At 71.1% G+C, this 22,204-nt stretch carries 21 protein-coding genes; 2 read left to right on the top strand and 19 right to left on the bottom strand.

The genetic code is table 11. From position 1 onward, the window contains the following. Positions 1-98: 98 nt before the first annotated feature. From ACZ516_RS25725 to ACZ516_RS25710, 4 genes are all read right to left on the bottom strand, one after another. Positions 99-1,472 carry a replication-associated recombination protein A gene (locus ACZ516_RS25725; protein ID WP_358583952.1) on the bottom strand — a complete coding sequence of 458 codons (1,374 nt, stop codon included), beginning with the start codon at positions 1,470-1,472 and terminating at the stop codon, positions 99-101. Positions 1,473-1,543: 71 nt separating this feature from the next. Then, the gene (locus tag ACZ516_RS25720) at positions 1,544-2,185 is read right to left on the bottom strand and encodes a vitamin K epoxide reductase family protein (protein WP_361078610.1); all 642 of its coding nucleotides are present in this window, start codon (positions 2,183-2,185) and stop codon (positions 1,544-1,546) included. A 92-nt stretch (positions 2,186-2,277) separates the two neighbouring features. After that, positions 2,278-3,540 carry a histidine--tRNA ligase gene (gene hisS, locus ACZ516_RS25715; protein WP_358697978.1) on the bottom strand — a complete coding sequence of 421 codons (1,263 nt, stop codon included), beginning with the start codon at positions 3,538-3,540 and terminating at the stop codon, positions 2,278-2,280. A 13-nt stretch (positions 3,541-3,553) separates the two neighbouring features. Further along, entirely contained in the window at positions 3,554-4,276 is a 723-nt protein-coding gene (locus tag ACZ516_RS25710; protein WP_358697976.1) for an MBL fold metallo-hydrolase, read from the bottom strand. 175 nt (positions 4,277-4,451) lie between these two features. On the opposite strand from ACZ516_RS25710, the gene ACZ516_RS25705 reads away from it, so the two are divergent. Both ACZ516_RS25705 and ACZ516_RS25700 read left to right on the top strand, forming a co-directional pair. Continuing rightward, on the top strand, positions 4,452-5,276 hold the full coding sequence (locus ACZ516_RS25705) for a peptidylprolyl isomerase (RefSeq protein ID WP_469011758.1): 825 nt from the start codon (positions 4,452-4,454) through the stop codon (positions 5,274-5,276). Positions 5,277-5,409: 133 nt separating this feature from the next. Next, complete coding sequence (locus ACZ516_RS25700) at positions 5,410-6,642, top strand: DUF349 domain-containing protein (protein ID WP_358583942.1); 1,233 nt, start codon at positions 5,410-5,412, stop codon at positions 6,640-6,642. 69 nt (positions 6,643-6,711) lie between these two features. Here the strand turns inward: ACZ516_RS25700 and ACZ516_RS25695 are convergent, their stop codons facing one another. The 15 genes from ACZ516_RS25695 to pgsA all read right to left on the bottom strand — a co-directional run bounded on the left by ACZ516_RS25695 (position 6,712) and on the right by pgsA (position 22,152). Further along, the gene (locus tag ACZ516_RS25695; RefSeq protein WP_469011757.1) at positions 6,712-9,252 is read right to left on the bottom strand and encodes a RelA/SpoT family protein; all 2,541 of its coding nucleotides are present in this window, start codon (positions 9,250-9,252) and stop codon (positions 6,712-6,714) included. 238 nt (positions 9,253-9,490) lie between these two features. Then, positions 9,491-10,039: an adenine phosphoribosyltransferase gene (locus ACZ516_RS25690; RefSeq protein ID WP_358699427.1), complete on the bottom strand. Its 549-nt coding sequence runs from the start codon at positions 10,037-10,039 to the stop codon at positions 9,491-9,493. Further along, on the bottom strand, positions 10,036-11,157 hold the full coding sequence (secF, locus tag ACZ516_RS25685) for a protein translocase subunit SecF (protein ID WP_358912585.1): 1,122 nt from the start codon (positions 11,155-11,157) through the stop codon (positions 10,036-10,038). Before secF ends, ACZ516_RS25690 begins: the two co-directional genes overlap by 4 nt. Before the next feature lies 1 nt (position 11,158). Further along, positions 11,159-12,961 (bottom strand): protein translocase subunit SecD, encoded by a 1,803-nt coding sequence (gene secD, locus ACZ516_RS25680; RefSeq protein ID WP_469011756.1) that lies wholly within the window; start codon positions 12,959-12,961, stop codon positions 11,159-11,161. A 165-nt stretch (positions 12,962-13,126) separates the two neighbouring features. After that, positions 13,127-13,597, bottom strand: a complete 471-nt coding sequence (gene yajC / locus ACZ516_RS25675) for a preprotein translocase subunit YajC (protein ID WP_361078625.1) — start codon at positions 13,595-13,597, stop codon at positions 13,127-13,129. Positions 13,598-13,795: 198 nt separating this feature from the next. Continuing rightward, complete coding sequence (gene ruvB, locus ACZ516_RS25670; RefSeq protein WP_358585763.1) at positions 13,796-14,869, bottom strand: Holliday junction branch migration DNA helicase RuvB; 1,074 nt, start codon at positions 14,867-14,869, stop codon at positions 13,796-13,798. Between the two features lie 64 nt (positions 14,870-14,933). After that, positions 14,934-15,545, bottom strand: coding sequence for a Holliday junction branch migration protein RuvA (gene ruvA / locus ACZ516_RS25665; RefSeq protein ID WP_358585761.1), 612 nt, complete (start codon positions 15,543-15,545; stop codon positions 14,934-14,936). Next, on the bottom strand, positions 15,542-16,117 hold the full coding sequence (ruvC, locus tag ACZ516_RS25660) for a crossover junction endodeoxyribonuclease RuvC (RefSeq protein ID WP_358585759.1): 576 nt from the start codon (positions 16,115-16,117) through the stop codon (positions 15,542-15,544). Before ruvC ends, ruvA begins: the two co-directional genes overlap by 4 nt. A gap of 169 nt (positions 16,118-16,286) precedes the next feature. Further along, positions 16,287-17,045: a YebC/PmpR family DNA-binding transcriptional regulator gene (locus tag ACZ516_RS25655; RefSeq protein ID WP_358585757.1), complete on the bottom strand. Its 759-nt coding sequence runs from the start codon at positions 17,043-17,045 to the stop codon at positions 16,287-16,289. 77 nt (positions 17,046-17,122) lie between these two features. Beyond that, positions 17,123-17,728 (bottom strand): pyridoxal 5'-phosphate synthase glutaminase subunit PdxT, encoded by a 606-nt coding sequence (pdxT, locus tag ACZ516_RS25650; protein ID WP_469011755.1) that lies wholly within the window; start codon positions 17,726-17,728, stop codon positions 17,123-17,125. After that, complete coding sequence (gene pdxS / locus ACZ516_RS25645; protein WP_358585753.1) at positions 17,728-18,642, bottom strand: pyridoxal 5'-phosphate synthase lyase subunit PdxS; 915 nt, start codon at positions 18,640-18,642, stop codon at positions 17,728-17,730. Before pdxS ends, pdxT begins: the two co-directional genes overlap by 1 nt. 141 nt (positions 18,643-18,783) lie before the next feature. Beyond that, positions 18,784-19,329, bottom strand: a complete 546-nt coding sequence (locus ACZ516_RS25640) for a hypothetical protein (RefSeq protein ID WP_358585751.1) — start codon at positions 19,327-19,329, stop codon at positions 18,784-18,786. A gap of 80 nt (positions 19,330-19,409) precedes the next feature. After that, a complete protein-coding gene (locus ACZ516_RS25635; RefSeq protein ID WP_358585749.1) occupies positions 19,410-20,570 on the bottom strand; it encodes a glycosyltransferase family 4 protein in 1,161 nt (386 codons plus the stop codon). Continuing rightward, a complete protein-coding gene (locus ACZ516_RS25630; protein WP_469011754.1) occupies positions 20,567-21,484 on the bottom strand; it encodes a phosphatidylinositol mannoside acyltransferase in 918 nt (305 codons plus the stop codon). The genes ACZ516_RS25635 and ACZ516_RS25630 overlap by 4 nt, the downstream gene beginning before the upstream one ends. Continuing rightward, positions 21,481-22,152 (bottom strand): phosphatidylinositol phosphate synthase, encoded by a 672-nt coding sequence (gene pgsA / locus ACZ516_RS25625; RefSeq protein WP_358585745.1) that lies wholly within the window; start codon positions 22,150-22,152, stop codon positions 21,481-21,483. Before pgsA ends, ACZ516_RS25630 begins: the two co-directional genes overlap by 4 nt. Between the last annotated feature and the right edge of the window lie 52 nt (positions 22,153-22,204).

Here is a 22,204-nt window from a genome sequence, read left to right as displayed (position 1 = left end):
GGGGGTTCCGGCTGGATGTCCCGTTCTGGTGGTGCCGGTACGAGACCGGACACGGGACGCAGCACTTCGGGCAAGTGTACCGGGTGCGGCGGGGTGCCTCAGCCGGGGCCCTGGCTCTCGGGCTGCTCGCCCTTGAGCCGGGCGCGGACCCGCTCCACCACGTCGGCGTACCGCGCCTCGGCGCCGTACCTCGTGGGCCGGTAGTAGCGCTTGCCCTCGATGGTGTCCGGGCCGTACTGCTGGGCCGCGATGCCGCCGGGGACGTCGTGCGGGTACACGTACCCCTGGGCGTGGCCGAGCTTGGCGGCGCCCTTGTAGTGGCCGTCGCGCAGGTGGGGCGGGACGGGGCCGGCGAGGCCGGCGCGGACGTCGGCCTGGGCCTGCTGGATGGCGATCGTCGCCGCGTTCGACTTCGGGGCCAGGGCGAGGGCGATCGTGGCGTGGCTCAGGGTGAGCGCGGCCTCCGGGAAGCCGATCATGGCGACGGCCTGGGCGGCGGCGACCGCGGTGGGCAGGGCGGTCGGGTCGGCGAGGCCGATGTCCTCGCTGGCGGAGATCATCAGGCGGCGCGCGATGAAGCGGGGGTCCTCGCCGGCCTCGATCATGCGGGCCAGGTAGTGCAGGGCCGCGTCCACGTCGGAGCCGCGGATGGACTTGATGAGGGCGCTCGCGACGTCGTAGTGCTGGTCGCCGTCGCGGTCGTACGTCACCGCGGCGCGGTCGACGGACTCCTCCAGTGTCTGGAGGCTGATCGTCTCCTCGCCCTTGGCGAGGGCCGAGCCGGCGCCCGCCTCCAGGGCGGTGAGCGCGCGCCGGGCGTCGCCGCCCGCGATGCGCAGCAGGTGCTCCTCGGCCTCCCGCGGCAGCTCGACGGCACCGCCGAGGCCCCGCTCGTCGGTGACCGCCCGGCGCAGCAGGTCGCGCAGGTCGTCGTCCGTGAGCGGTTCGAGGGTGAGCAGCAGGGAGCGGGACAGGAGCGGGGAGATGATCGAGAAGTACGGGTTCTCGGTGGTCGCCGCGATCAGCGTCACCCAGCGGTTCTCGACGGCCGGCAGGAGGGAGTCCTGCTGGGCCTTGCTGAAGCGGTGGATCTCGTCGAGGAAGAGGACGGTCTCCTTGCCGTGGCCGCCCATGGCCCGGCGGGCGCCGTCGATGACCGCGCGCACTTCCTTGACGCCCGCGGTGATCGCGGAGAGCTCGACGAAGCGCTTGTTCGTGGCCTTGGAGACGACGTACGCGAGAGTCGTCTTGCCGATGCCGGGCGGGCCCCACAGGAGGACGGAGGACGGCCCGGCCGGGCCTCCCCCGCTCTCGCCGACGAGGCGGCGCAGGGGGGAACCCGGCTTCAGCAGATGCTGCTGGCCGACGACCTCGTCGAGGGTGCGCGGGCGCATCCGGACGGCCAGGGGGCTGCTGGAGGGGTCCTTCTCCTGGCGGTCTTCGGCTGCGGCGGTGAACAGGTCGGGTTCCACGTCGAAAACCCTATGTCACGCCACTGACAATTCGTCCTGGACCGGGGCGGGCGGCAGCGGCCCGGGCCGGGTCAGGCCCAGAGGTCGGCGCCCCAGCGCGTGAGGATCAGCATCGCGATGACGCCGATGTGCATCACGGGCAGGGCCCAGGTGAAGTCCGCCAGGAAGCTCTTGGCCCAGCGCGGCGCGGGCAGGAAGCCGGCGCGGACGTTGAACGACGTGACGTACCAGAACATCAGCAGGGTGGCGGCCCAGGCCAGGCAGCACCACAGGCAGAGCGCGTTGATGTGGTACAGCGACTGGATCATCAGCCAGGTGCAGAATCCGACGCCGAAGAGCGTGCCCGCGTTGAACGTCAGCCAGTACCAGCGCGGGAAGCGGGCGCCGGCGAGCAGGCTCATGGCGACGCAGACCACGATGCCGTAGGTGACCAGGCCGAGCATCGGGTTCGGGAACCCGAAGACCTCCGCCTGCTCGCTCTTCATGATGCTGCCGCACGAGACGATGGGGTTGATGCTGCAGCCCGGCTGGAAGTTCGGGTCCTTCAGCAGCTCCAGCTTGTCCAGCGTGATGACCCAGGCGGCGAGCAGTCCGGCCGCGCCCGTGATCAGCAGGAGCAGCGCCAGCCCACGGCTCCCGCCGACGGCGCCTGGAGCGGCCGCCCGCTCGCCGTGGTCCGCGTCCTGGTCCTGCGCCGAGATCGTTTTGGTCATCACGCCGTTCCGTCACTTGTGGAGGCCTGTGGGCACGCACATTGTGCCGCATGTACCTGTGTGTCCACCGGCCGTTGGACATCCCCGTCCGGTCAGGCCAGCTTGCCCTTCAGGACGGCGACGATCTCGTCCACCGCGACGGCTTCCTGCTCGCCGGACTCCATGTCCTTGAGCTGTACGACGCCCTCGGCGAGGTCACGCTCACCGGCGACGACGGTGAAGCGGGCGCCGCTGCGGTTGGCGTTCTTCATCGCGCCCTTGAGGCCCTTGCCCCCGTAGCTGAAGTCCGCCGCGACGCCGGCCTTGCGCAGTTCGGTCACCTTGGCGAAGAGCACGCGGCGCGCCTCGTCGCCGAGCGGCACCGCGAAGACGCTGGTGGGCGAGGGCAGTTCGAGCTCGACGCCCTCCGCCTCCAGGGCGAGCACCGTGCGGTCCACGCCGAGGGCCCAGCCCACCGAGGGCAGCGAGGGGCCGCCGATCATCTCGGACAGGCCGTCGTAGCGCCCGCCGCCGCCGACCGCCGACTGCGAGCCGAGGCCGTCGTGGACGAACTCGAAGGTCGTACGGGTGTAGTAGTCCAGGCCGCGGACGAGCTTCTCGTCGTCCTCGAAGGCGACGCCCGCCGCCGTGATCAGCTCACGGACCTGCTCGTGGTACGCCTTGCAGGCGTCGCACAGGTGGTCGCGCAGCGAGGGGGCGCCCACGAGCTGCTTCTGGACGTCGGCGCGCTTGTCGTCCAGGACGCGGAGCGGGTTGATGTCGACACGTCGACGTGTCTCCTCGTCCAGGTCGAGGCCGCGCAGGAAGTCCTGGAGCGCCGCCCGGTAGACGGGGCGGCACTCCTTGTCGCCCAGGGAGTTGAGCAGGATGCGGAAGTTCCGCAGGCCCAGCGTGCGGTACGCCTGGTCGGCGAGGATGATCAGCTCGGCGTCGAGCGCCGGGTCCTCGGCGCCGATCGCCTCGGCGCCGACCTGGGAGAAGTGGCGGTAGCGGCCCTTCTGGGGGCGCTCGTAGCGGTAGTACGAGCCGGAGTACCAGAGCTTGACGGGGAGGTTGCCGGCCTTGTGGAGGCTGCCCTCCAGCGCGGCGCGCAGCACGGAGGCGGTGCCTTCGGGGCGCAGGGCGAGCCTGTCGCCGCCCTTGGTCTCGAAGGCGTACATCTCCTTGGTGACGATGTCGGTGGACTCGCCCACGCCGCGCGCGAACAGCTCGACGTTCTCAAAGCCGGGCGTCTCGATGTAGCCGTAGCCGGAGTTGCGCAGCGGCGCGGCGATCGCCTCGCGGACCGCGAGGTACTTGGCCGAGTCGGGCGGCAGCAGGTCGTAGGTGCCCTTGGGGGCCTTGAAGGTGCTCACGGGTGTTCTCTCGTCACATTCCTCGTCGCGGGGCGGACGTGGGGTCCGCCCTGTGGCCTTGACGGGCCGCGGCCACCTGCCGCAGATACGGGTTGGTGGCGCGCTCCTGGCCGATGGATGTCTGGGGGCCGTGGCCGGACAGCACCACGGTCGAGTCGTCGAGCGGCAGGCACACGCGGGCCAGCGACCGAAGGATCTCGGGGTGGCTGCCGCCGGGCAGGTCGGTGCGTCCGATGGAGCCGGCGAAGAGCAGGTCGCCCGAGAAGAAGACCGAGGGGATCTCGGCCGTCTCGGGCATCCGGAAGGTCACCGACCCCTTCGTATGGCCCGGCGCGTGCGCGACGGAGAAGTCGAGGCCGGCCAGCCTCAGTTCGGCGCCGTCGGTCAGCTCCCGCAGGTCGTCGGGCTCCCCGACCGTCAGCTCGCCCATGAGCGGCATCCCGATGGAGCGGCCCAGCGCCTTCTCGGGGTCGCTCATCATGTACCGGTCCGAGGGGTGGATCCAGGCGGGCACGTCGTGCGCCCCGCACACCGGGACCACCGAGGCGACATGGTCGATGTGGCCGTGGGTGAGGATGACCGCGACGGGCTTGAGCCGATGCTTCTGGAGTGCGTCCTCGACTCCCTGGGCGGCCTGGTGGCCCGGGTCGATGATCACGCACTCCTCGCCTGCGGCGGGGGCGACCACGTAGCAGTTGGTGCCCCAGGCCCCGGCGGGGAACCCGGCAATGAGCACGATCGTCCTTCGTTCGTCGTCCGGTGGGAGGGACCGCGGATCCCCGTCGGGAGATCGCGGTGGGTCAGAGCCTACCGGCGCTGCCGATTCCACAGCGAACCCATATACGGTACGGGGCACATTCAGGCGGTCCCGCGAAAGGACCGGGGCAGCAGCGGAAAGAGGAGATCACCCGGTGGTCAGCAGCGATCAGCGGCGGCGGCAGCTCGCCCGGGAGAAGTTCGAGCGTCAGCAGCGGCGGCGCGAGGCCGCGCGGCGCAGGGCTCGCCTGCGCAACGGCGTGCTCGCGGGGGCGCTCGCGGTGGTGGTGGCGGCCGGCGCGGTGTCGTACGCGGCGGGCGCCTTCGACGGTGACGACTCGACGAAGGACTACGCGGCGGCGTCGCCCAGCAGCCCGCCGAAGGACCCCTGCGGGAAGGCGGCGCCCGGCAAGGTGAAGCCGCTGAGCTTCCCGAAGGAGCCGGCGCTCAAGATCGACCGGTCCGCCGACTACACGATGCGGCTGGCGACGACCTGCGGCGACATCGCGCTCGACCTGGACGCCGCGAAGGCCCCGCACACCGTCAACTCCTTCGATTTCCTGGTGAACAAGGGCTACCTGGACCACACCGCGTGCCACCGCCTCACCACCGGCGGTGTCGCCGTCCTGCAGTGCGGCGACCCGAAGGGCACCGGTGAGGGCGGCCCCGGCTATTCGCTCCCCGACGAGAACCTCAAGGACAAGCGGCTGAAGGGGAACGTCTATCCGGCGGGCACGGTCGCCATGGCGAACCAGTACAACGCCCGGACGAAGAAGGGCCGCGACACCGGCGGCAGCCAGTTCTTCCTCGTCTACCGGGACAGTCAGCTCCCGCCCGACTACACACCGTTCGGGACCATTTCCGATTCCGGGATGAAGGTGCTCAAGAAGATCGCCGCCGCCGGGGAGAGCTCCGGGCAGGGCGACGGCGCCCCGAACGCGACGGTCGTCATCGACAGGGCCACCGTCACGAAATCCTGAGCCCGCCGGGCAAACTTCGCTCGTGCGGGATGCGGACAGCCGCCCCGCCGGTCGCCTATGTTGGCGGTGACGAAACTGTGGACGATGCCGGGGGCCCGACGGCCCTGTGCAGGCATCATGTGGAGGAGGCGCTGTGAGCAGCGACCCGTGGGGCCGCGTCGACGAGACGGGGACCGTGTACGTGCGTACGGCCGACGGCGGCGAGCGAGTGGTCGGTTCGTGGCAGGCAGGATCTCCTGACGAGGCCCTCGCCTACTTCGAGCGCAAGTACGAGGGCCTGGTCGTCGAGATCGGACTCCTCGAGCGCCGGGTGAAGACGACCGACCTGTCCGCCAAGGACGCGATGACCGCCGTCGACCACCTGCGCCAGCAGGTCGACGAGGCGCACGCGGTCGGTGATCTGGACGCGCTGGGCAAGCGGCTCGACAAGCTGGTGGAGACCATCGAGGCCCGCCGCGAGGAGCGCAAGGCGCAGAAGGCCAAGCAGTCCGACGAGGCGCGGCACGCCAAGGAGGCCCTGGTCGTCGAGGCCGAGGAGCTGGCCCAGAGCGACCAGTGGCGGTCGGCGGGCGAGCGGCTGCGGGCCCTGGTGGACACCTGGAAGGGTCTGCCGCGCCTGGACCGCAAGTCGGACGACGAGCTGTGGCACCGCTTCTCGCACGCCCGCTCGGCGTTCTCCAAGCGCCGCAAGGCGCACTTCGCCTCGCTGGACGCGCAGCGCGAGGAGGCCCGCAAGGCCAAGGAGAAGCTGGTCGGCGAGGCGGAGGCACTGTCGAGTTCGACGGACTGGGGCCCGACGGCCGCGCGCTACCGCGAGCTGATGACCGACTGGAAGGCCGCGGGCCGCGCCCAGCGTGAGCACGAGGACGATCTGTGGAACCGCTTCCGCGGCGCCCAGGACGTCTTCTTCGCGGCGCGCAGCGCGGTCTTCGCGGAGCGCGACGCGGAGCAGGGCGAGAACCTCAAGCTCAAGGAGGAGCTGGCCGACGAGGCCGAGAAGCTCGTCCCGGTGACGGATCTGAAGGCGGCCCGTGCCGCGTTCCGCTCCATCAACGAGCGCTGGGAGGCCATCGGTCACGTCCCGCGGGACGCGCGTCCGAAGGTCGAGGGCCGCATGCAGGCCGTGGAGCGGGCGCTGCAGGAGTGCGAGGAAGCCGAGTGGCGTCGCACGAACCCGGAGGCACGGGCTCGGGCCGAGGGCCTGACGGGGCAGCTGCAGGCGGCGGTGGACAAGCTGACGGAGCAGATCGAGAAGGCTCGTACGGCCGGCAACAACGCCAGGGCCGACAAGCTCCAGAAGGAACTCGAGGGCCGCCAGGCGCTTCTCGACCAGGCCCTCAAGGGTCTGCACGAGTTCGGCGGCTGACAGCCCGCACGGCACGTGGGCCCGGCCCCGGCGCTGCTGCGCCGGGGGCGGGCCCATGTGCGCTGGGAGTCAGGGCCGGCGCGCCGACGTGACCCGGTAGACGTCGTACACGCCTTCCACTCCCCTGACGGCCTTGAGCACGTGCCCCAGGTGCTTGGGGTCGCCCATCTCGAAGGTGAAGCGGGAGGTGGCGACGCGGTCGCGCGAGGTCTGCACCGCCGCCGAGAGGATGTTCACGTGCTGGTCCGAGAGGATGCGCGTGACGTCCGACAGGAGGCGCGAGCGGTCCAGCGCCTCGACCTGGATGGCGACCAGGAAGACGGAGGACTGGGTGGGCGCCCACTCGACCTCCAGGATCCGCTCGGGCTCGCGGGAGAGCGAGTCCACGTTCACGCAGTCGCTGCGGTGCACCGAGACGCCGCTGCCGCGCGTGACGAAGCCGATGATGGGGTCGCCGGGGACGGGCGTGCAGCAGCGGGCCAGCTTGACCCACACGTCCTCGACGCCCTTGACGACGACGCCCGGGTCGGCGTTGGAGCGGCGCTTGCTGCGGCCGCGTGAGGGCGGCGCGCTCTCGGCGATGTCCTCGTTGGCGGCTTCCTCGCCGCCGAGGGCCTGGACGAGCTTCTGCACGACGGACTGCGCGGTGACATGGCCCTCGCCGATCGCCGCGTACAGGGACGAGATGTCGGGGTAGCGCATCTCGTGGGCGAGCGTGACCAGGGAGTCGCCGGTCAGGATCCGCTGGATGGGCAGGTTCTGCTTGCGCATGGCGCGCGCGATGGCGTCCTTGCCCTGCTCGATGGCCTCGTCGCGGCGCTCCTTGGAGAACCACGCGCGGATCTTGTTGCGCGCCCGCGGCGACTTGACGAAGCCGAGCCAGTCGCGGGAGGGGCCCGCGCCCGCGGCCTTGGAGGTGAAGACCTCCACCAGGTCGCCGTTGTCCAGGGTCGATTCGAGCGGCACGAGGCGGCCGTTGACCCGCGCCCCTATGGTGCGGTGGCCGACCTCAGTGTGCACCGCGTAGGAGAAGTCGACGGGGGTGGCGCCGGCGGGAAGCGCTATGACGTCGCCCTTGGGCGTGAAGACGAAGACCTCGTTGCGCGAGAGGTCGAAGCGCAGCGATTCGAGGAACTCGCTGGGGTCCTCGGTCTCCTTCTGCCAGTCCAGGAGCTGGCGCAGCCACGCCATGTCGTTGAGGTGGTCGTCCTTGCCGCCGGCCTTCCTCGGCACGTCCGTGCGCACCTTCGAGGCGCCGGCGACGGCCTCCTGCTTGTACTTCCAGTGCGCGGCGATGCCGTACTCGGCGCGGCGGTGCATGTCGAACGTGCGGATCTGCAGCTCGACGGGCTTGCCGTTGGGGCCGATGACCGTCGTGTGCAGCGACTGGTACATGTTGAACTTCGGCATCGCGATGTAGTCCTTGAACCGGCCGGGGACCGGGTTCCATCGCGCGTGGACGGTGCCGAGCGCCGCGTAGCAGTCGCGGACCGTGTCGACGAGGACACGGATACCCACCAGGTCGTAGATCTCCGCGAAGTCACGGCCGCGGACGATCATCTTCTGGTAGACGCTGTAGTAGTGCTTCGGGCGGCCGGTGACGGTGGCCTTGATGCGGGCGGAGCGGAGGTCGGCCTGGACCTCGTCGGTCACTATGGCGAGGTACTCGTCGCGCTTGGGGGCGCGCTCGGCGACCAGGCGCACGATCTCGTCGTACATCTTCGGGTAGAGGATCGCGAAGGCGAGGTCCTCCAGCTCCCACTTGATGGTGTTCATGCCCAGGCGGTGGGCGAGCGGCGCGTAGATCTCCAGGGTCTCGCGCGCCTTCTTCTCCTGCTTCTCGCGCTTGAGGTAGCGCATGGTGCGCATGTTGTGCAGGCGGTCGGCGAGCTTGATGACCAGGACGCGGGGGTCCTTGGCCATGGCGACGACCATCTTGCGGACCGTCTCGGCCTGCGCGGCCTCGCCGAACTTGACCTTGTCGAGCTTGGTGACGCCGTCGACGAGCAGGGCGACCTGGTCGCCGAAGTCGCGCCGCAGGGTGTCCAGGCCGTACTCGGTGTCCTCGACCGTGTCGTGCAGCAGACCGGCCATCAGCGTGGCGGGGTCCATGCCCAACTCGGCGAGGATGGTCGTCACGGCGAGCGGGTGCGTGATGTACGGGTCGCCGCTCTTGCGCTTCTGCCCGCGGTGCCAGCGCTCGGCGACCTGGTAGGCCCGCTCGATCTGGCGGAGCGTGGACGTCTCGATCTTGGGGTCGTTGCTGCGCACGATCCGCAGCAGGGGCTCCAGGACCGGGTTGTACGGGTTCGAACGCTGGACGCCGAGCCGGGCGAGGCGGGCCCGCACCCGGTTGGAGGAGCCGGAGCGCGCGGGCTGGCCGGCGGCCGGACGGACCGCCGGGGCCGTCGGGTGGTGGTCGGCGGGCGGCTGCGGGCGAGGCTGCTCGGCCGGTTGGTCGCCCCGGGAGACCTCTTGCCGGGCGCGCTGCGCGGACGTGTCGCCCTGGGCGCCCTCTGCCTTCTTCGCGGGCGCGACGGAGCCCGCCGAGGCCTGCTGGGCCCGCTGGGCGGCCTTGGCGGCGGTGAGTGGCTGGGACTCGTCTGGCAAGAGCGCTCCCTGTGCGCGATCGGGTCCCCCGGACAGGCCCCGAAGTACCCATGGTATCGATCCTGGGGCTCGGCTCGCCTGCGGCGGGTGGGACGCCTCCGTACTGGAGGAACGCCAGGGGCCGGGCGGCGATTCCCCGCCAGGCGCCCTGTTCGGCCGCGCGAGCCTCCGGGAGCTTACAGCGCGACGGACGCCCCGGCCGGTGCGGGACGTCCGTCGCGTCGTCGTGCGTGTCGCCTCAGACGGTGATGAGGGCCTCCAGGGGCGCCCCGGCCAGCGCCTCGACCAGCTTGTGCCGGCCCTGGAGGAAGCCGAGCTCCATGAGGACCGCGACTCCGGCCACCTCGGCGCCCGAGCGCCGGATCAGGTCCAGCGAGGCGCCCGCGGTGCCGCCGGTGGCGAGGACGTCGTCGATGACCATGACGCGGTCGCCCGCGGCCAGGTCCTCGGCGTGCACCTCGATCTCGGCGCTGCCGTACTCCAGGTCGTAGCGCTGGCGCAGCGTCGCGCCGGGGAGCTTGCCCGCCTTGCGTACGGGGATGAAGCCGAGCCCGGCGCGGAGCGCGACCGGGGCGCCGAGGATGAAGCCCCGGGCCTCCAGGCCGACGATCTTCGTGGCGCCGTGGCGCACGCAGAGGTCGGCCAGCGTCTCCGTGAGCGCCGCGAAGGCCGCCGGGTCGGCGAGCAGCGGGGTGATGTCCTTGAACGTCACGCCCGGGATCGGGTAGTCCGGGACGTCGCGGATGCGGCTCAGCAGCAGCTCCGTGACGTCCGTCGACGCGGTCATCGGCGCTTCCCCGAGGGACGGCCCTTGCCGCGGCCGCGGGAGGCGGGCTGGGCCCGCGGACCCACGACGGCCGGTGCGGCGTCGTCGGAGACGCCGTCCCGCGGCTCGGCGTCCGCGTACTCGGGCTCCTCTGCCGAGTCCCCCTTGGCCGCGGCCGACGCGCGCTTGGCGAGCACCCGCTTCTTGAGGGCCTTCAGCTGCGGCTCGCGCTCCTTGAGGTCGGCGACGAGCGGCGTCGCGATGAAGATCGAGGAGTACGCGCCGGCCGCGAGGCCGACGAACAGCGACAGCGAGATGTCGTTGAGCATGCCGGCGCCGAGCGCGCCGCCACCGATGAACAGCAGGCCCGCCACCGGGAGCAGCGCGACGACCGTGGTGTTGATGGAGCGCACCAGGGTGCCGTTGATGCTGCGGTTGGCGATCTCGCTGTAGGTGAAGCGCGTCTGCTTGGTGATGTCCTTCGACTGCTCCTTCAAGCTGTCGAAGACCACGACCGTGTCGTAGAGCGAGTAACCGAGGATGGTCAGCAGACCGATCACCGTGCCGGGGGTGACCTCGAAGCCGACCAGCGCGTAGACACCGACGGTGATCGTGATGTCGTGGATCAGCGCGATCAGTGCCGCGAGGGCCATGCGCCACTCGAAGGCGATGGCCAGATAGATCACCACGAGGACCATGAAGATCGCCAGGCCCTGCCAGGCCTTGTTGGCGACCTGCTCGCCCCAGCTGGGGCCGACCAGGTCGGCGTTGATCTCCTCGGCCTTGACGTCGAGGTCGCTGGCCAGGGCCTTCTTGATCTGGTCGGACTTGTCGATGTCCACGCCCGCGATCTGGATGCGCATCGCGTCGTCGCCCAGCTTCTGGACGATCGCGTCATGGCCCGAGGCCTTCTCCGCGGACTCCTCGGCCCGCGCGACGGAGACGGTGGTCTTCGGGGTGTTGAAGACGGCACCGCCCTCGAACTCGATGCCCATGTTCAGGCCGCGCACCGCCAGGCCGACGATGGCCGTGATGGTGATCAGGATCGAGACGGCGTACCAGATCTTGCGCTTGCCGATGAAGTCGTAGCCGACCTCGCCGTGGTAGAGCCTGGCGCCGAGATTGCCGAGCTTCGACATCTCACGCCTCCTTCGGGTCGACAGGGCCAACGGATGAGCCGGTGGCGCGGCGGGACCGGCGGATCGGGGGCTTGATGCCGAGCCGCTTGGGGTCGAAGCCGGACCACTTGTGGCCGTTCGCGAAGAACTTCTTGCGTGCCATGAGCGTCATCAGCGGCTTGGTGAAGAAGAAGACCACGACGACGTCCAGCAGCGTGGTCAGACCGAGCGTGAACGCGAAGCCCTGCACCTTGCCGACCGTCACGATGAACAGGACGGCGGCGGCGAGGAACGACACGAAGTCGGAGACCAGGATGGTGCGCCGGGCGCGCGGCCAGGCCCGCTCGACGGCGGGGCGCAGCGTGCGTCCCTCACGGACCTCGTCACGGACGCGTTCGAAGAAGACGATGAACGAGTCCGCCGTGATGCCGATGGCGACGATGGCGCCGCAGACCGCGGGCAGGTTCAGCGCGAACTTGATGGTCGGTCCGAGCAGCGTCATGATCGTGTACGTCAGGGCCGCGGAGACCAGGAGGCTCGCGATGGCGATGAGCGACAGGCCGCGGTAGTACACCACGAGGTAGATCACGACGAGCGCGAGGCCGATGGCGCCCGCGATCAGGCCCGCCTTGAGCTGCTCGCCGCCGAGGGCCGGGCTGACCGTGGTGACGCTCTGCTCGTGGAAGGTGAGCGGCAGGGCGCCGTACGACAGGATGTTCGCCAGCTCCTTGGCGGACTCCTGGTTGAAACTGCCGGAGATCTCGGCGTTGGCGGTCAGGGTGGTCCGGACGCTGGGGGCCGAGACGACCTCGCGGTCCATGACGATGGCGAACTGGTTCTGCGGGGGTTGCTGCGTCGAGAGCTTGCTCGTGACCTTCGCGAACTTCTTCGAGCCGTCCTTGGTGAAGTCCATGTTGACGACCCAGGCACCGCTCTGCGGGTTGATCGTCGCCTGCGCCTCGTCGACGTCCTTGCCGTTGACCTCGGCCGGGGCGAGGATGAACTTGTCCCACGTCTTGCCGTCGGGGCTCTTGCCGCAGGCGACGGTCGGCTCGGACGGCTTGACGCCCTCGCCTGCCGCGCCCCGGGCCTTCTTGTCCGTGCAGTCCAGCTTGGCGAACTGCGCCTGGAGCTTGGCCGTGGCGGGATCGGCGGACGGCGTGGGCGCCGGGTCCTTCTTGCCGTCCTTCTTCTTGCCGTCCTCGGCCTTGTCCTTGTCCTTGTCCGACGGGGGCGTGGTCGGGTCGGCCTTCAGGGCCTCGCTGACGGCACGGCCCTGGGGGGACGCGGTGGCGGTCGGGGAGGTCGCCTTGTCCGTGGCCTTGTCCGTGGCCTTGTCCTTGTCGGTGGCCATGTCCTTGTCCTTCTCCTTGTCCGTCTTGGACGAGGAGCTGGGGGACGGCTCGGGGGCCGGGCCACTGGGGGCCTGGGTGATCACCGGGCGGAAATAGAGCTGCGCGGTCGTGCCGACCTGGTCGCGGGCCTGCTTCTCGTCCGTCCCCTTGGGGATGTTGACGATGATGTTCTTCTCGCCCTGGGTCTGGACCTCGGCCTCGGAGACACCCAGACCGTTGACGCGGTTGTTGATGATGTCAACAGCCGTGTTCATGTTGGTCGGGTTGATCGCGTTCTCCTGGCCCGGCTCGTTCCTCGCCTCGAGCGTGATGCTCGTACCACCCGCGAGGTCGATGCCCAGGCGCGGTGTGGTGTGCCCGGAAAGGAACATTCCCCCGGTCAGCGCCACGAGGGCGATCAGGATGAAGGCCAGTGCGCGACCCGGTTTGCCCGGTGCGCTCTGCCTTCGGCCCTTCTTCGGTGCTGCCACCTTCTCGTTCTCCCTGTCCAACCGCCCGGCATACGGTCCGGCCCCGAGCGGTGCGGGGCGGGCCCGGGCGGGCGGCCATGAAGTGGTGTCGAGACTCGGCGCGAAATGCACGTGGTCCGGGACCCGTGGTGCGCGAGCGGCGCGCCCCTCGGGTCCCGGTCGTGACTACTTCGCGTCGGACTCGCCGTCGGTCTTCTTCGGCTTCGCGTCGTCGGCGGTGCCGGCCTCGTCGGCCGCGTCCTTCTTGCCGAGGTCGATGCGCGAGTCGTCGGAGGCGTCGGCGGGCTCGGCGGGCTCGGTCAGGGAGGAGGCGTCGTCCGGAACGACGGGGGCGTCCTCGTTCAGGTCGTCCTCGGTGCCGTGCACGATGCGGTTGTACTCGTCGTCGGCCAGTACGGCGCCGATCGCGTTCTTCGCGTAAACCGCGTGGACACCGGGGGCCACCTCAAGGAGGACGGCGTCGTCGTGGACCTCCTTGACGGTGGCGTACATGCCGCCGATCGTGCGGATGCCGGTGCCGGGCTGCATGTCGTTACGCATCTGCGCGGCGGCCTGCTGCTTCTTCTTCGCCGACCGGGTCATCAGGAACATGGCCCCGATGAGCACGATGAACGGGAGGAGGGTCACGATATTCACGGGACGGAATTTCCTTCGCACGACCGCGCGAGTGAAGCGGCCTACTGGATGGGGGTGGGCACGCCGCCCGCAAAGGCGGCATCGGCGGAGTCTAAGCGAGTCCGCGCCTAACGAACAACGCTCAGCATGGCACCGCAGTTCCTCGCCGCACGACTCTCCGTGCCGTTGTGGCGCGGTTGCGCCGTCGTCCCGCCGCCGTCACGACCCGAACAGGTCCTGCTGTCCCTTTCCGCCCGTCTGCCGCGGGGGCACGAGCCCCAGGTGCGCCCAGGCCGCCGGGGTGGCCACGCGCCCGCGCGGGGTGCGGGCCAGCAGCCCTTCGCGCACCAGGAAGGGCTCGGCCACCTCCTCGACGGTCTCGCGCTCCTCCCCCACGGCGACCGCGAGGGTCGACAGGCCGACGGGCCCGCCGCCGAACAGCTTGAGCAGGGCCTGCAGGACGGCGCGGTCCAGACGGTCGAGGCCCCGTCCGTCGACCTCGTAGACCGCGAGGGCCGCGCCCGCGATGTCACGGTCGATCACCCCGTCGGCCTTGACCTGGGCGTAGTCCCGCACGCGGCGCAGGAGGCGGTTGGCGATGCGGGGGGTGCCGCGCGAGCGGCCCGCGATCTCGGCGGCGCCGGCCACGTCGATCTCCACGTCGAGCAGCTGGGCGGAGCGGTGGACGACCCGCTCCAGCTCGGCGGGTTCGTAGAACTCCATGTGGGCGGTGAAGCCGAACCGGTCGCGCAGCGGCGGCGGCAGCAGGCCCGCGCGCGTGGTGGCGCCGACCAGGGTGAAGGGCGGCAGTTCCAGCGGGATGGCGGTGGCGCCGGGGCCCTTGCCGACGATGACGTCGACCCGGAAGTCCTCCATCGCCATGTACAGCATCTCCTCGGCGGGCCGCGACATGCGGTGGATCTCGTCGAGGAAGAGGACCTCGCCCTCCTGGAGGGAGGAGAGGATCGCCGCGAGGTCGCCCGCGTGCTGGATGGCCGGGCCGCTGGTGATGCGGATCGGGGCGCCCATCTCGGCGGCGATGATCATCGAGAGGGTCGTCTTGCCGAGGCCGGGGGCTCCGGAGAGCAGGACGTGGTCGGCGGTGGCGCCCCGCGCGCGGGCGGCCCGCAGGACGAGGTCGAGCTGCTCGCGGACCTTCTCCTGGCCGATGAACTCGCCCAGGTCCTTGGGGCGCAGGGCGGCCTCGACGGCCTGGTCCTCGCCGTCGGCGGACGCACCGACGAGCCGCTCGGCCGCTGCGGCAGCTTCGTCGGTCGTGTCGTCCCAGTTCATGCGGTGTGCCTCGCGATGCGGTTCAGGGGGTGGCGGCTGGTGCGTACGGGGTGGCGGACGGGCGCTAGCGGGTGCGGTTCAGGGTCTGGAGCGCGGCCTTGAGGAGCCGGCCGACCTGCGGGGTGCCCTCCGCGGCCTCGGCCTGCGGGGTGACGGCGGCGACGGCCTCGTCGGCCTCGCGCGTGGCGTACCCGAGGCCGATGAGCGCGGCGTGCAGCTGGTCGCGCCAGCCGGAGGTGACGGGGGTGCCGACGGCGGGGCCGCCGGTGCCGAGGGGCTCGCCGAGGCGGTCCTTGTACTCCAGGAGGAGCTTCTGGGCGCCCTTCTTGCCGATGCCGGGCACGGCGGTCAGCGCCTTCTCGTCGCCGGTGGAGACGGCGCGGCGCAGGGCGTCGGGGCTGTGCACGGCGAGCATGGCCAGGGCCAGGCGGGGGCCGACGCCGCTGGCGGTCTGGAGCAGCTCGAAGGTCTGGCGCTCGTCGTCGTCCGCGAAGCCGTACAGGGTCAGGGAGTCCTCCCGTACGACCAGCGAGGTGGCGAGCTTGGCGGGCCGGCCCACCCGGAGCGTGGAGAGGGTGTTCGGCGTGCACTGCACGGCCATGCCGATGCCGCCGACCTCGACCACCGCGGCATCGGGGGCGAGGGCGGCGACGGGGCCGCTGACGAAGGCGATCATGCGGTACGGCCTTTCTGGGCTGTGGGGGTCTTGGCCGCGTGCTGGGCGACGGCCTGCTGGAGCCTGTTGCGGGCGACGGCCTGCTGGAGGCGGTTTTGCGCCGGGGCGCGCCAGATGTGGCAGATGGCGAGGGCGAGGGCGTCCGCGGCGTCGGCGGGCTTGGGCGGTGCGTCGAGCCGCAGGAGGCGGGTGACCATCGCGCCGACCTGGGCCTTGTCGGCGCGGCCGCTGCCGGTGACGGCCGCCTTGACCTCGCTGGGGGTGTGCAGGACCACGGGGAGGCCGCGGCGGGCGGCGCACAGCATGGCGACGGCGCTGGCCTGGGCGGTGCCCATGACCGTGCGGACGTTGTGCTGGCTGAACACGCGCTCCACGGCGAGGACTTCGGGGCGGTGCTCGTCGAGCCACTGCTCGATGCCCTGCTCGATGGCGACCAGCCGCAGCCCCAGCTCGGCGTCGGCCGGAGTCCGCACGACTCCGACGCCGCGCATGGTCAACGGCCGTCCGGCGACGCCCTCGACGACACCGACACCGCACCGGGTCAGCCCCGGGTCGACCCCCAAAACGCGCACGTAAGCCCCTCCCCTCGCCTGTCCGTGCAGGTTATCGGGTCCCTCTGACAACGCGACGGGCCGACGGGGTGTGTCCCGTCGGCCCTTGCGCGCCCTGCGGGGGCGCGGAGCACTCCGGATGCGACCACGAACGAGCCGTGGCCGCATCGCCGGTGACCCGGCGGAGCGCTTACGCGTCGACCTTCGCCATGACCTCGTCGGAGACGTCGAAGTTGGCGAAGACGTTCTGCACGTCGTCGCTGTCCTCCAGGGCGTCGATCAGCTTGAAGATCTTGCGAGCACCCTCCTCGTCCAGCTCCACCTGCATGGTGGGGACGAAGTTGGCGTCGGCCGAGTCGTAGTCGATGCCGGCCTCCTGGAGCGCGGTGCGCACCGCGACCAGGTCGGTGGCCTCGCTGAGCACCTCGAAGCTCTCGCCGAGGTCGTTGACCTCTTCGGCGCCGGCGTCCAGGACCGCGCCGAGCACGTCGTCCTCGCTCAGGTCGCCCTCGCCCTTGGGGACGATGACGACGCCCTTGCGGTGGAAGAGGTACGAGACGGAGCCGGGGTCGGCCATCGAGCCGCCGTTGCGCGTCATGGCGACGCGGACGTCGGACGCGGCGCGGTTGCGGTTGTCGGTGAGGCACTCGATGAGCACCGCGACGCCGTTCGGGCCGTAGCCCTCGTACATGATCGTCTCGTAGTCGGCGCCGCCGGCCTCGAGACCGGCGCCGCGCTTGACCGCGGAGTCGATGTTCTTGTTCGGGACCGAGCTCTTCTTGGCCTTCTGGATGGCGTCGAACAGGGTCGGGTTACCGGCGGGGTCGGCACCGCCGGTACGCGCCGCGACCTCGATGTTCTTGATCATCTTCGCGAAGAGCTTGCCGCGCTTGGCGTCGATCACGGCCTTCTTGTGCTTCGTCGTAGCCCATTTAGAGTGGCCGGACATCTGCCTGTCTCCTTCGCGTTACCCAACAACCAGTAGGAACTCTCCCAGACCGTAAGGCTCCGGGGTCCCCGGAGATCCTACAAGGATCCCGCGCGCCCGTTCCCCCGCACCATCTCCACGAACAGCGCGTGCAGACGGTGGTCGCCCGTGAGTTCGGGGTGGAAGGACGTGGCGAGCGCTTTGCCCTGGCGTACGGCGACGATGTGGCCCTCGTGCTCGGCGAGCACCTCCACCTGGGCGCCGACCGACTCCACCCAGGGCGCGCGGATGAAGACGCCCTCGACGGGGGCGCCCTCGACGCCCTTGACGCCGACCGCGGCCTCGAAGGACTCGTTCTGCCGCCCGAAGGCGTTGCGCCGCACGATCATGTCGATGCCGCCCACCGTCTCCTGGCCCGAGCGCGGGTCGAGGATCTTGTCGGCGAGCATGATCATGCCCGCGCAGGTGCCGTAGACCGGCATGCCCGCGCGCACCCGCGCGCGCAGCGGCTCCATGACGCCGAAGAGGGCCGCCAGCTTGGAGATGGTGGTGGACTCGCCGCCGGGGATGACCAGGCCGTCGACCTCGGCCAGCTCTTCGGGGCGCCGCACCGGCCTGGCCAGGGCGTCCGCCGAGGCCAGGGCGATCAGGTGCTCCCGTACGTCCCCCTGAAGGGCGAGGACGCCCACTACGGGAGTGGTCATCACCAGCCTCGGTTCGCGTAGCGCTCGGTCTCGGGCAGGGTGTCGCAGTTGATGCCGACCATGGCCTCGCCGAGGTTGCGGGAGGCGTCCGCGATGATCTTCGGGTCGTCGTAGAAGGTGGTGGCCTTCACGATGGCAGCGGCGCGCTTGGCCGGGTCGCCGGACTTGAAGATGCCGGAGCCGACGAAGACGCCCTCGGCGCCGAGCTGGCGCATCAGGGCGGCGTCGGCCGGGGTGGCGACGCCACCGGCGGAGAAGAGCACGACCGGCAGCTTGCCCAGCTCGGCGGTCTCCTTGACCAGCTCGTAGGGGGCGCGCAGCTCCTTGGCGGCGGCGTACAGCTCGTTGTTGTCGTAGCCGCGCAGGCGGGCGATCTCGTTCTTGATCTGGCGCAGGTGGCGGACGGCCTCGACGACGTTGCCGGTGCCGGCCTCGCCCTTGGAGCGGATCATGGCCGCGCCCTCGGCGATGCGACGCAGGGCCTCGCCCAGGTTGGTGGCGCCGCACACGAACGGCGTGGTGAAGGCGAACTTGTCGCTGTGGTTGACCTCGTCGGCCGGGGTGAGGACCTCGGACTCGTCGATGTAGTCGACGCCGAGGGACTGCAGGACCTGGGCCTCGACGAAGTGCCCGATGCGGGACTTGGCCATGACCGGGATCGAGACGGCCTCGATGATCTCCTCGATCATGTTCGGGTCCGACATCCGGGCCACGCCGCCGTCCTTGCGGATGTCGGCGGGCACCCGCTCCAGCGCCATGACGGCCACGGCGCCGGCGTCCTCGGCGATCTTCGCCTGCTCGGCGTTGACGACGTCCATGATCACGCCGCCCTTGAGCTGCTCGGCCATGCCGCGCTTCACGCGCGCGGTGCCGGTCTCGGGCGTCGGGTTGCTGGTGGAGGGGGTGCTGGGCACGGGGTTGACCTCACTCGCTGAAGAGAAGTTTCTGCACTTCCGAGGAAACGCCCGTCCACCAGGCCACAGCAAGGGCCAATGGTTGACCGGTGGCTCATTTTTCCAGGACGCCGCTGGTCAGTACCGCGCCCGGACGACGCCTCACCCGGCGGGGCGGTCGGCCAGCGCCGTCGGTGGCTCGTCGTCCATCTCGAACGCCAGCGGGAAGGGCGCGTGCCCCGCGAGGCGGAACCAGCGGACCTTGCGGTGCCTGCGCAGGGCGCGGGCGGCGCGTACGGAGTCGTTGTGGAAGCGCCGGGCCATCGGCACCCGGCGCACGGCCGCGGCCAGTTCGGTGGCCGCCTCGTCCCCGCCGGGGGCCTCGCGTACCGCCTCGACCTGCTGGACCTCGCCGAAGATGGCCCGCAGGGCCTGGCTCAGCTCGCTCTCGGCGACCTCGCGCTGCTCCTCCTCCGCCTGCCGCGCCGCGTGCGCCGCCTCGTAGAGCACGATCGAGGCGGCCGGGTCGAGCACTCCGGAGGTGGCCAGTTCCTGGGCGACCGAGGCGCGGCGCAGCAGCTGGGCGTCGAGGGCCGCGCGGGAGGCGTCGATGCGGGCGTGCAGCCGGTCGAGCCGGCCCGCCGTCCAGCTCAGGTAGAGGCCTACCGCGAAGAGGACTACCGCGATCCAGATCAAAGTGGAGGTCACGGGCCTACACGCTAGGGCATGTTTCGAAAGTCCCGTCGGGGGGCCGGGCCCGCCGCCGGGGACCGGCGGGGCTCAGGACGTCAGTCCCTGGCCAGTCCGAACCGGGCCCGCAGCCCAGAGCGTTCGTCCTCCGCGACCGAGGCCGCGCCGTCCGTCACCGTCTCGTACACCGCGAGGATGTCCGCGGCGACGGTCGACCAGTCGAAGCGCCGCACACGCGCGCTGCCGCGCTCCCGCAGGCCCTCGCGGCGCGCGGGGTCGGCGAGGAGGCGCACCGCCGCCTCGGCGAGCGAGTCGGCGTCCTCGTTGCCGAACAGGTCGCCGGCCGCGCCCTGGTCGAGGACCTGGGCGAAGGCGTCCAGGTCGCTGGCGAGTACCGGCGCGCCCGCGGACATCGCCTCGACCAGGATGATCCCGAAGCTCTCGCCACCGGTGTTCGGCGCCACGTACAGGTCGACGCTGCGCAGCAGCCGCGCCTTGTCCTCGTCGCTGACCATGCCGAGGAACTCCACCCGGGAGCGCAGGTCGGCGGGGAGCGTGGTCACCGCCTCGTCCTCGTCGCCGCGCCCGGCGACCAGCAGGCGCGCCTCCGGCCGCTCGGCGAAGATCTGCGGCAGCGCCTTCATGAGGACGGGCAGCCCCTTGCGGGGCTCGTCGATGCGGCCGATGAAGCCGATGGTCCCGCCCTGCCACTCCGGCTTGGGCTCGGCCTTGGCGAAGAAGTCGACGTCGACGCCGTTGGGGATGACGACCGCGTCCCCGCCCAGGTGTTCGACGAGGGTGCGGCGCGCGTACTCGCTCACGGCGATGCGGGCGCTGATCTTCTCCAGGGCGGGCTGGAGGATCGGATACGCGGCGAGCATGGCGCGGGAGCGCGGGTTGGACGTGTGGAACGTCGCGACGATGGGGCCCTGCGCCGCCCAGCACGCGAGCAGCCCGAGCGAGGGCGAGGTCGGCTCGTGGATGTGGATGACGTCGAAGGTGCCGTCGTGCAGCCAGCGGCGTACGCGGGCGGCCGACAGGAAGCCGAAGTTGAGCCGGGCGACTGAGCCGTTGTAGGGCACGGGGACAGCGCGGCCCGCCGAGACGACGTACGGCGGCAGCGGCGTCTCGTCGTCGGCCGGGGCGAGGACGGACACCTCGTGCCCCAGGCCGATGAGGTGCTCCGCCAGATCGCGGATGTGGAACTGGACGCCGCCCGGCACGTCCCACGAGTAGGGGCAGACGATGCCGATCCTCACGAGGCCTCCCCCGCCGCGGGGCCGCCGGGGCGGGGCTCCAGGTCGGCGAGCCACAGCCGCTGCAGCATGTGCCAGTCCTCCGGGTGCTCGGCGATGCCGGTGGCGAAGGCGTCTGCCAGCGCCTGCGTCATGGCAGACGTCTTCTCGGCGCGGGTGCCTGTCTCGGGGACGTCGACGGGCGGGTGGATCCGGCCGCGCATGACGGGCCCGTCGTACCAGAGGGTCACCGGGAGCAGCGCCGCGCCGGTGTGCTGGGCCAGCATCGCGGGTCCGGCGGGCATCCGGGCGGTGTCCCCGAAGAACTTCACCTCGACCCCGGAGGCCGACAGATCGCGGTCCGCGACGAGGCAGACCAGGCCGCCCGCGCGAAGCCGGCGGGCCAGCGTGCCGAAGGCGGCGCCGCCGGTGTGCGGCAGGACCTCCATGCCGAGGCTCTCGCGGTAGGCGACGAAGCGGTCGTAGAGCGACTCGGGCTTCAGGCGCTCGGCGACGGTGGTGAAAGGGGTGTCCAGCTTCGCTGCGACCCAGGCGCCCGCGAGGTCCCAGTTGCCGAGGTGCGGCAGGGCGACGACGACGCCCTTGCCCGCTTCGAGCCCGGCGGTCAGATGGTGCACGCCCGTGACGTCGACGCCGTCCCTGATGCGCTCCCTGCTCCAGGACGGCAGCCGGAAGGACTCCATCCAGTAGCGCAGGTACGACCGCATGCCCGCCCGGGACAGCTCCGCGAGCCGCTCGGGGGTGGCGTCGGGCACCACGCGCGCGAGGTTGGACTCCAGGCGCAGCACGCCCTTGCCGCGGCGCTTCCAGACGGTGTCGGCGATGGTCCTGCCGAGCCGCTCGGCGACCGGCTCGGGGAGCTTCTTGACGGTGCTCCAACCGAGGCCGTACAGCCCGTCGGTGAGGCGGTCCTTCACTGCGCGGCCTCGTTCCCCTGGCCCGGGGCGGCCGTGGCGGCGTCCGCCTCCGCGGACTCGCGGCGCACGGTGACGACCCGCTGGACGAGCGTGACCAGGCTGCCCACGGCGACGATCCACAGGGCGATGGGCAGCAGCACCTGGATGCCGGGGACCCCGAACGCGTGGAGCCCGGAGAGGCCCGCGGCGACCAGCGAGATCACCAGCCGCTCGGCGCGCTCGACCAGGCCGTTGACGGCGACGGGCAGCCCGATCGCCTCACCGCGCGCCTTGGTGTACGACACGACCTGACCGCTCGCCAGACAGAAGATGGACACGGCGCACAGGATGTTGTCGTCGCCGCGCCCGGCGTACCACAGGGCGAGGCCACCGAAGATCGCGCTGTCGGCCACCCGGTCGAGGGTGGAGTCCAGGAAGGCGCCCCAGCGGCTCGAGCGGCCGAGCTGGCGGGCCATGTTGCCGTCGACGAGGTCCGAGAAGACGAACAGCGTGATGACGATGGTGCCCCAGAAGAACTCGCCACGGGGGAAGAAGACCAGCGCTCCCGCCACCACACCGGCCGTGCCGATGAAGGTCACCGCGTCGGGGCTGACCCCGCGGCGGATGAGAAACGCGGCGAACGGCGTGAGGACACGCGTGAAGAATGCACGCGCGTACTTGTTCAGCATGGCCTTCCCGAGGGGTCGGTGCGCCGCGTGGCCCCGTTGGCCACCGGCCGAC

It is taken from the genome of Streptomyces sp. NPDC034037 (genome assembly GCF_055575715.1).
This window is presented reverse-complemented; position numbering and strand designations above follow the sequence as displayed.

What these genes read in the sequence shown, in the direction of transcription:
- ACZ516_RS25690 (WP_358699427.1), bottom strand. Translation starts at nt 10,039, where the DNA reads ATGACCGCGTCGACGGACGTCACGGAGCTGCTGCTGAGCCGCATCCGC.
- ACZ516_RS25720 (WP_361078610.1), bottom strand. Translation starts at nt 2,185, where the DNA reads ATGACCAAAACGATCTCGGCGCAGGACCAGGACGCGGACCACGGCGAG.
- ruvB (WP_358585763.1), bottom strand. Translation starts at nt 14,869, where the DNA reads ATGAACTGGGACGACACGACCGACGAAGCTGCCGCAGCGGCCGAGCGG.
- pdxT (WP_469011755.1), bottom strand. Translation starts at nt 17,728, where the DNA reads ATGACCACTCCCGTAGTGGGCGTCCTCGCCCTTCAGGGGGACGTACGG.
- ACZ516_RS25655 (WP_358585757.1), bottom strand. Translation starts at nt 17,045, where the DNA reads ATGTCCGGCCACTCTAAATGGGCTACGACGAAGCACAAGAAGGCCGTG.
- ruvA (WP_358585761.1), bottom strand. Translation starts at nt 15,545, where the DNA reads ATGATCGCCTTCGTCAGCGGCCCCGTCGCCGCCCTCGCCCCCGATGCC.
- pgsA (WP_358585745.1), bottom strand. Translation starts at nt 22,152, where the DNA reads ATGCTGAACAAGTACGCGCGTGCATTCTTCACGCGTGTCCTCACGCCG.
- secF (WP_358912585.1), bottom strand. Translation starts at nt 11,157, where the DNA reads ATGTCGAAGCTCGGCAATCTCGGCGCCAGGCTCTACCACGGCGAGGTC.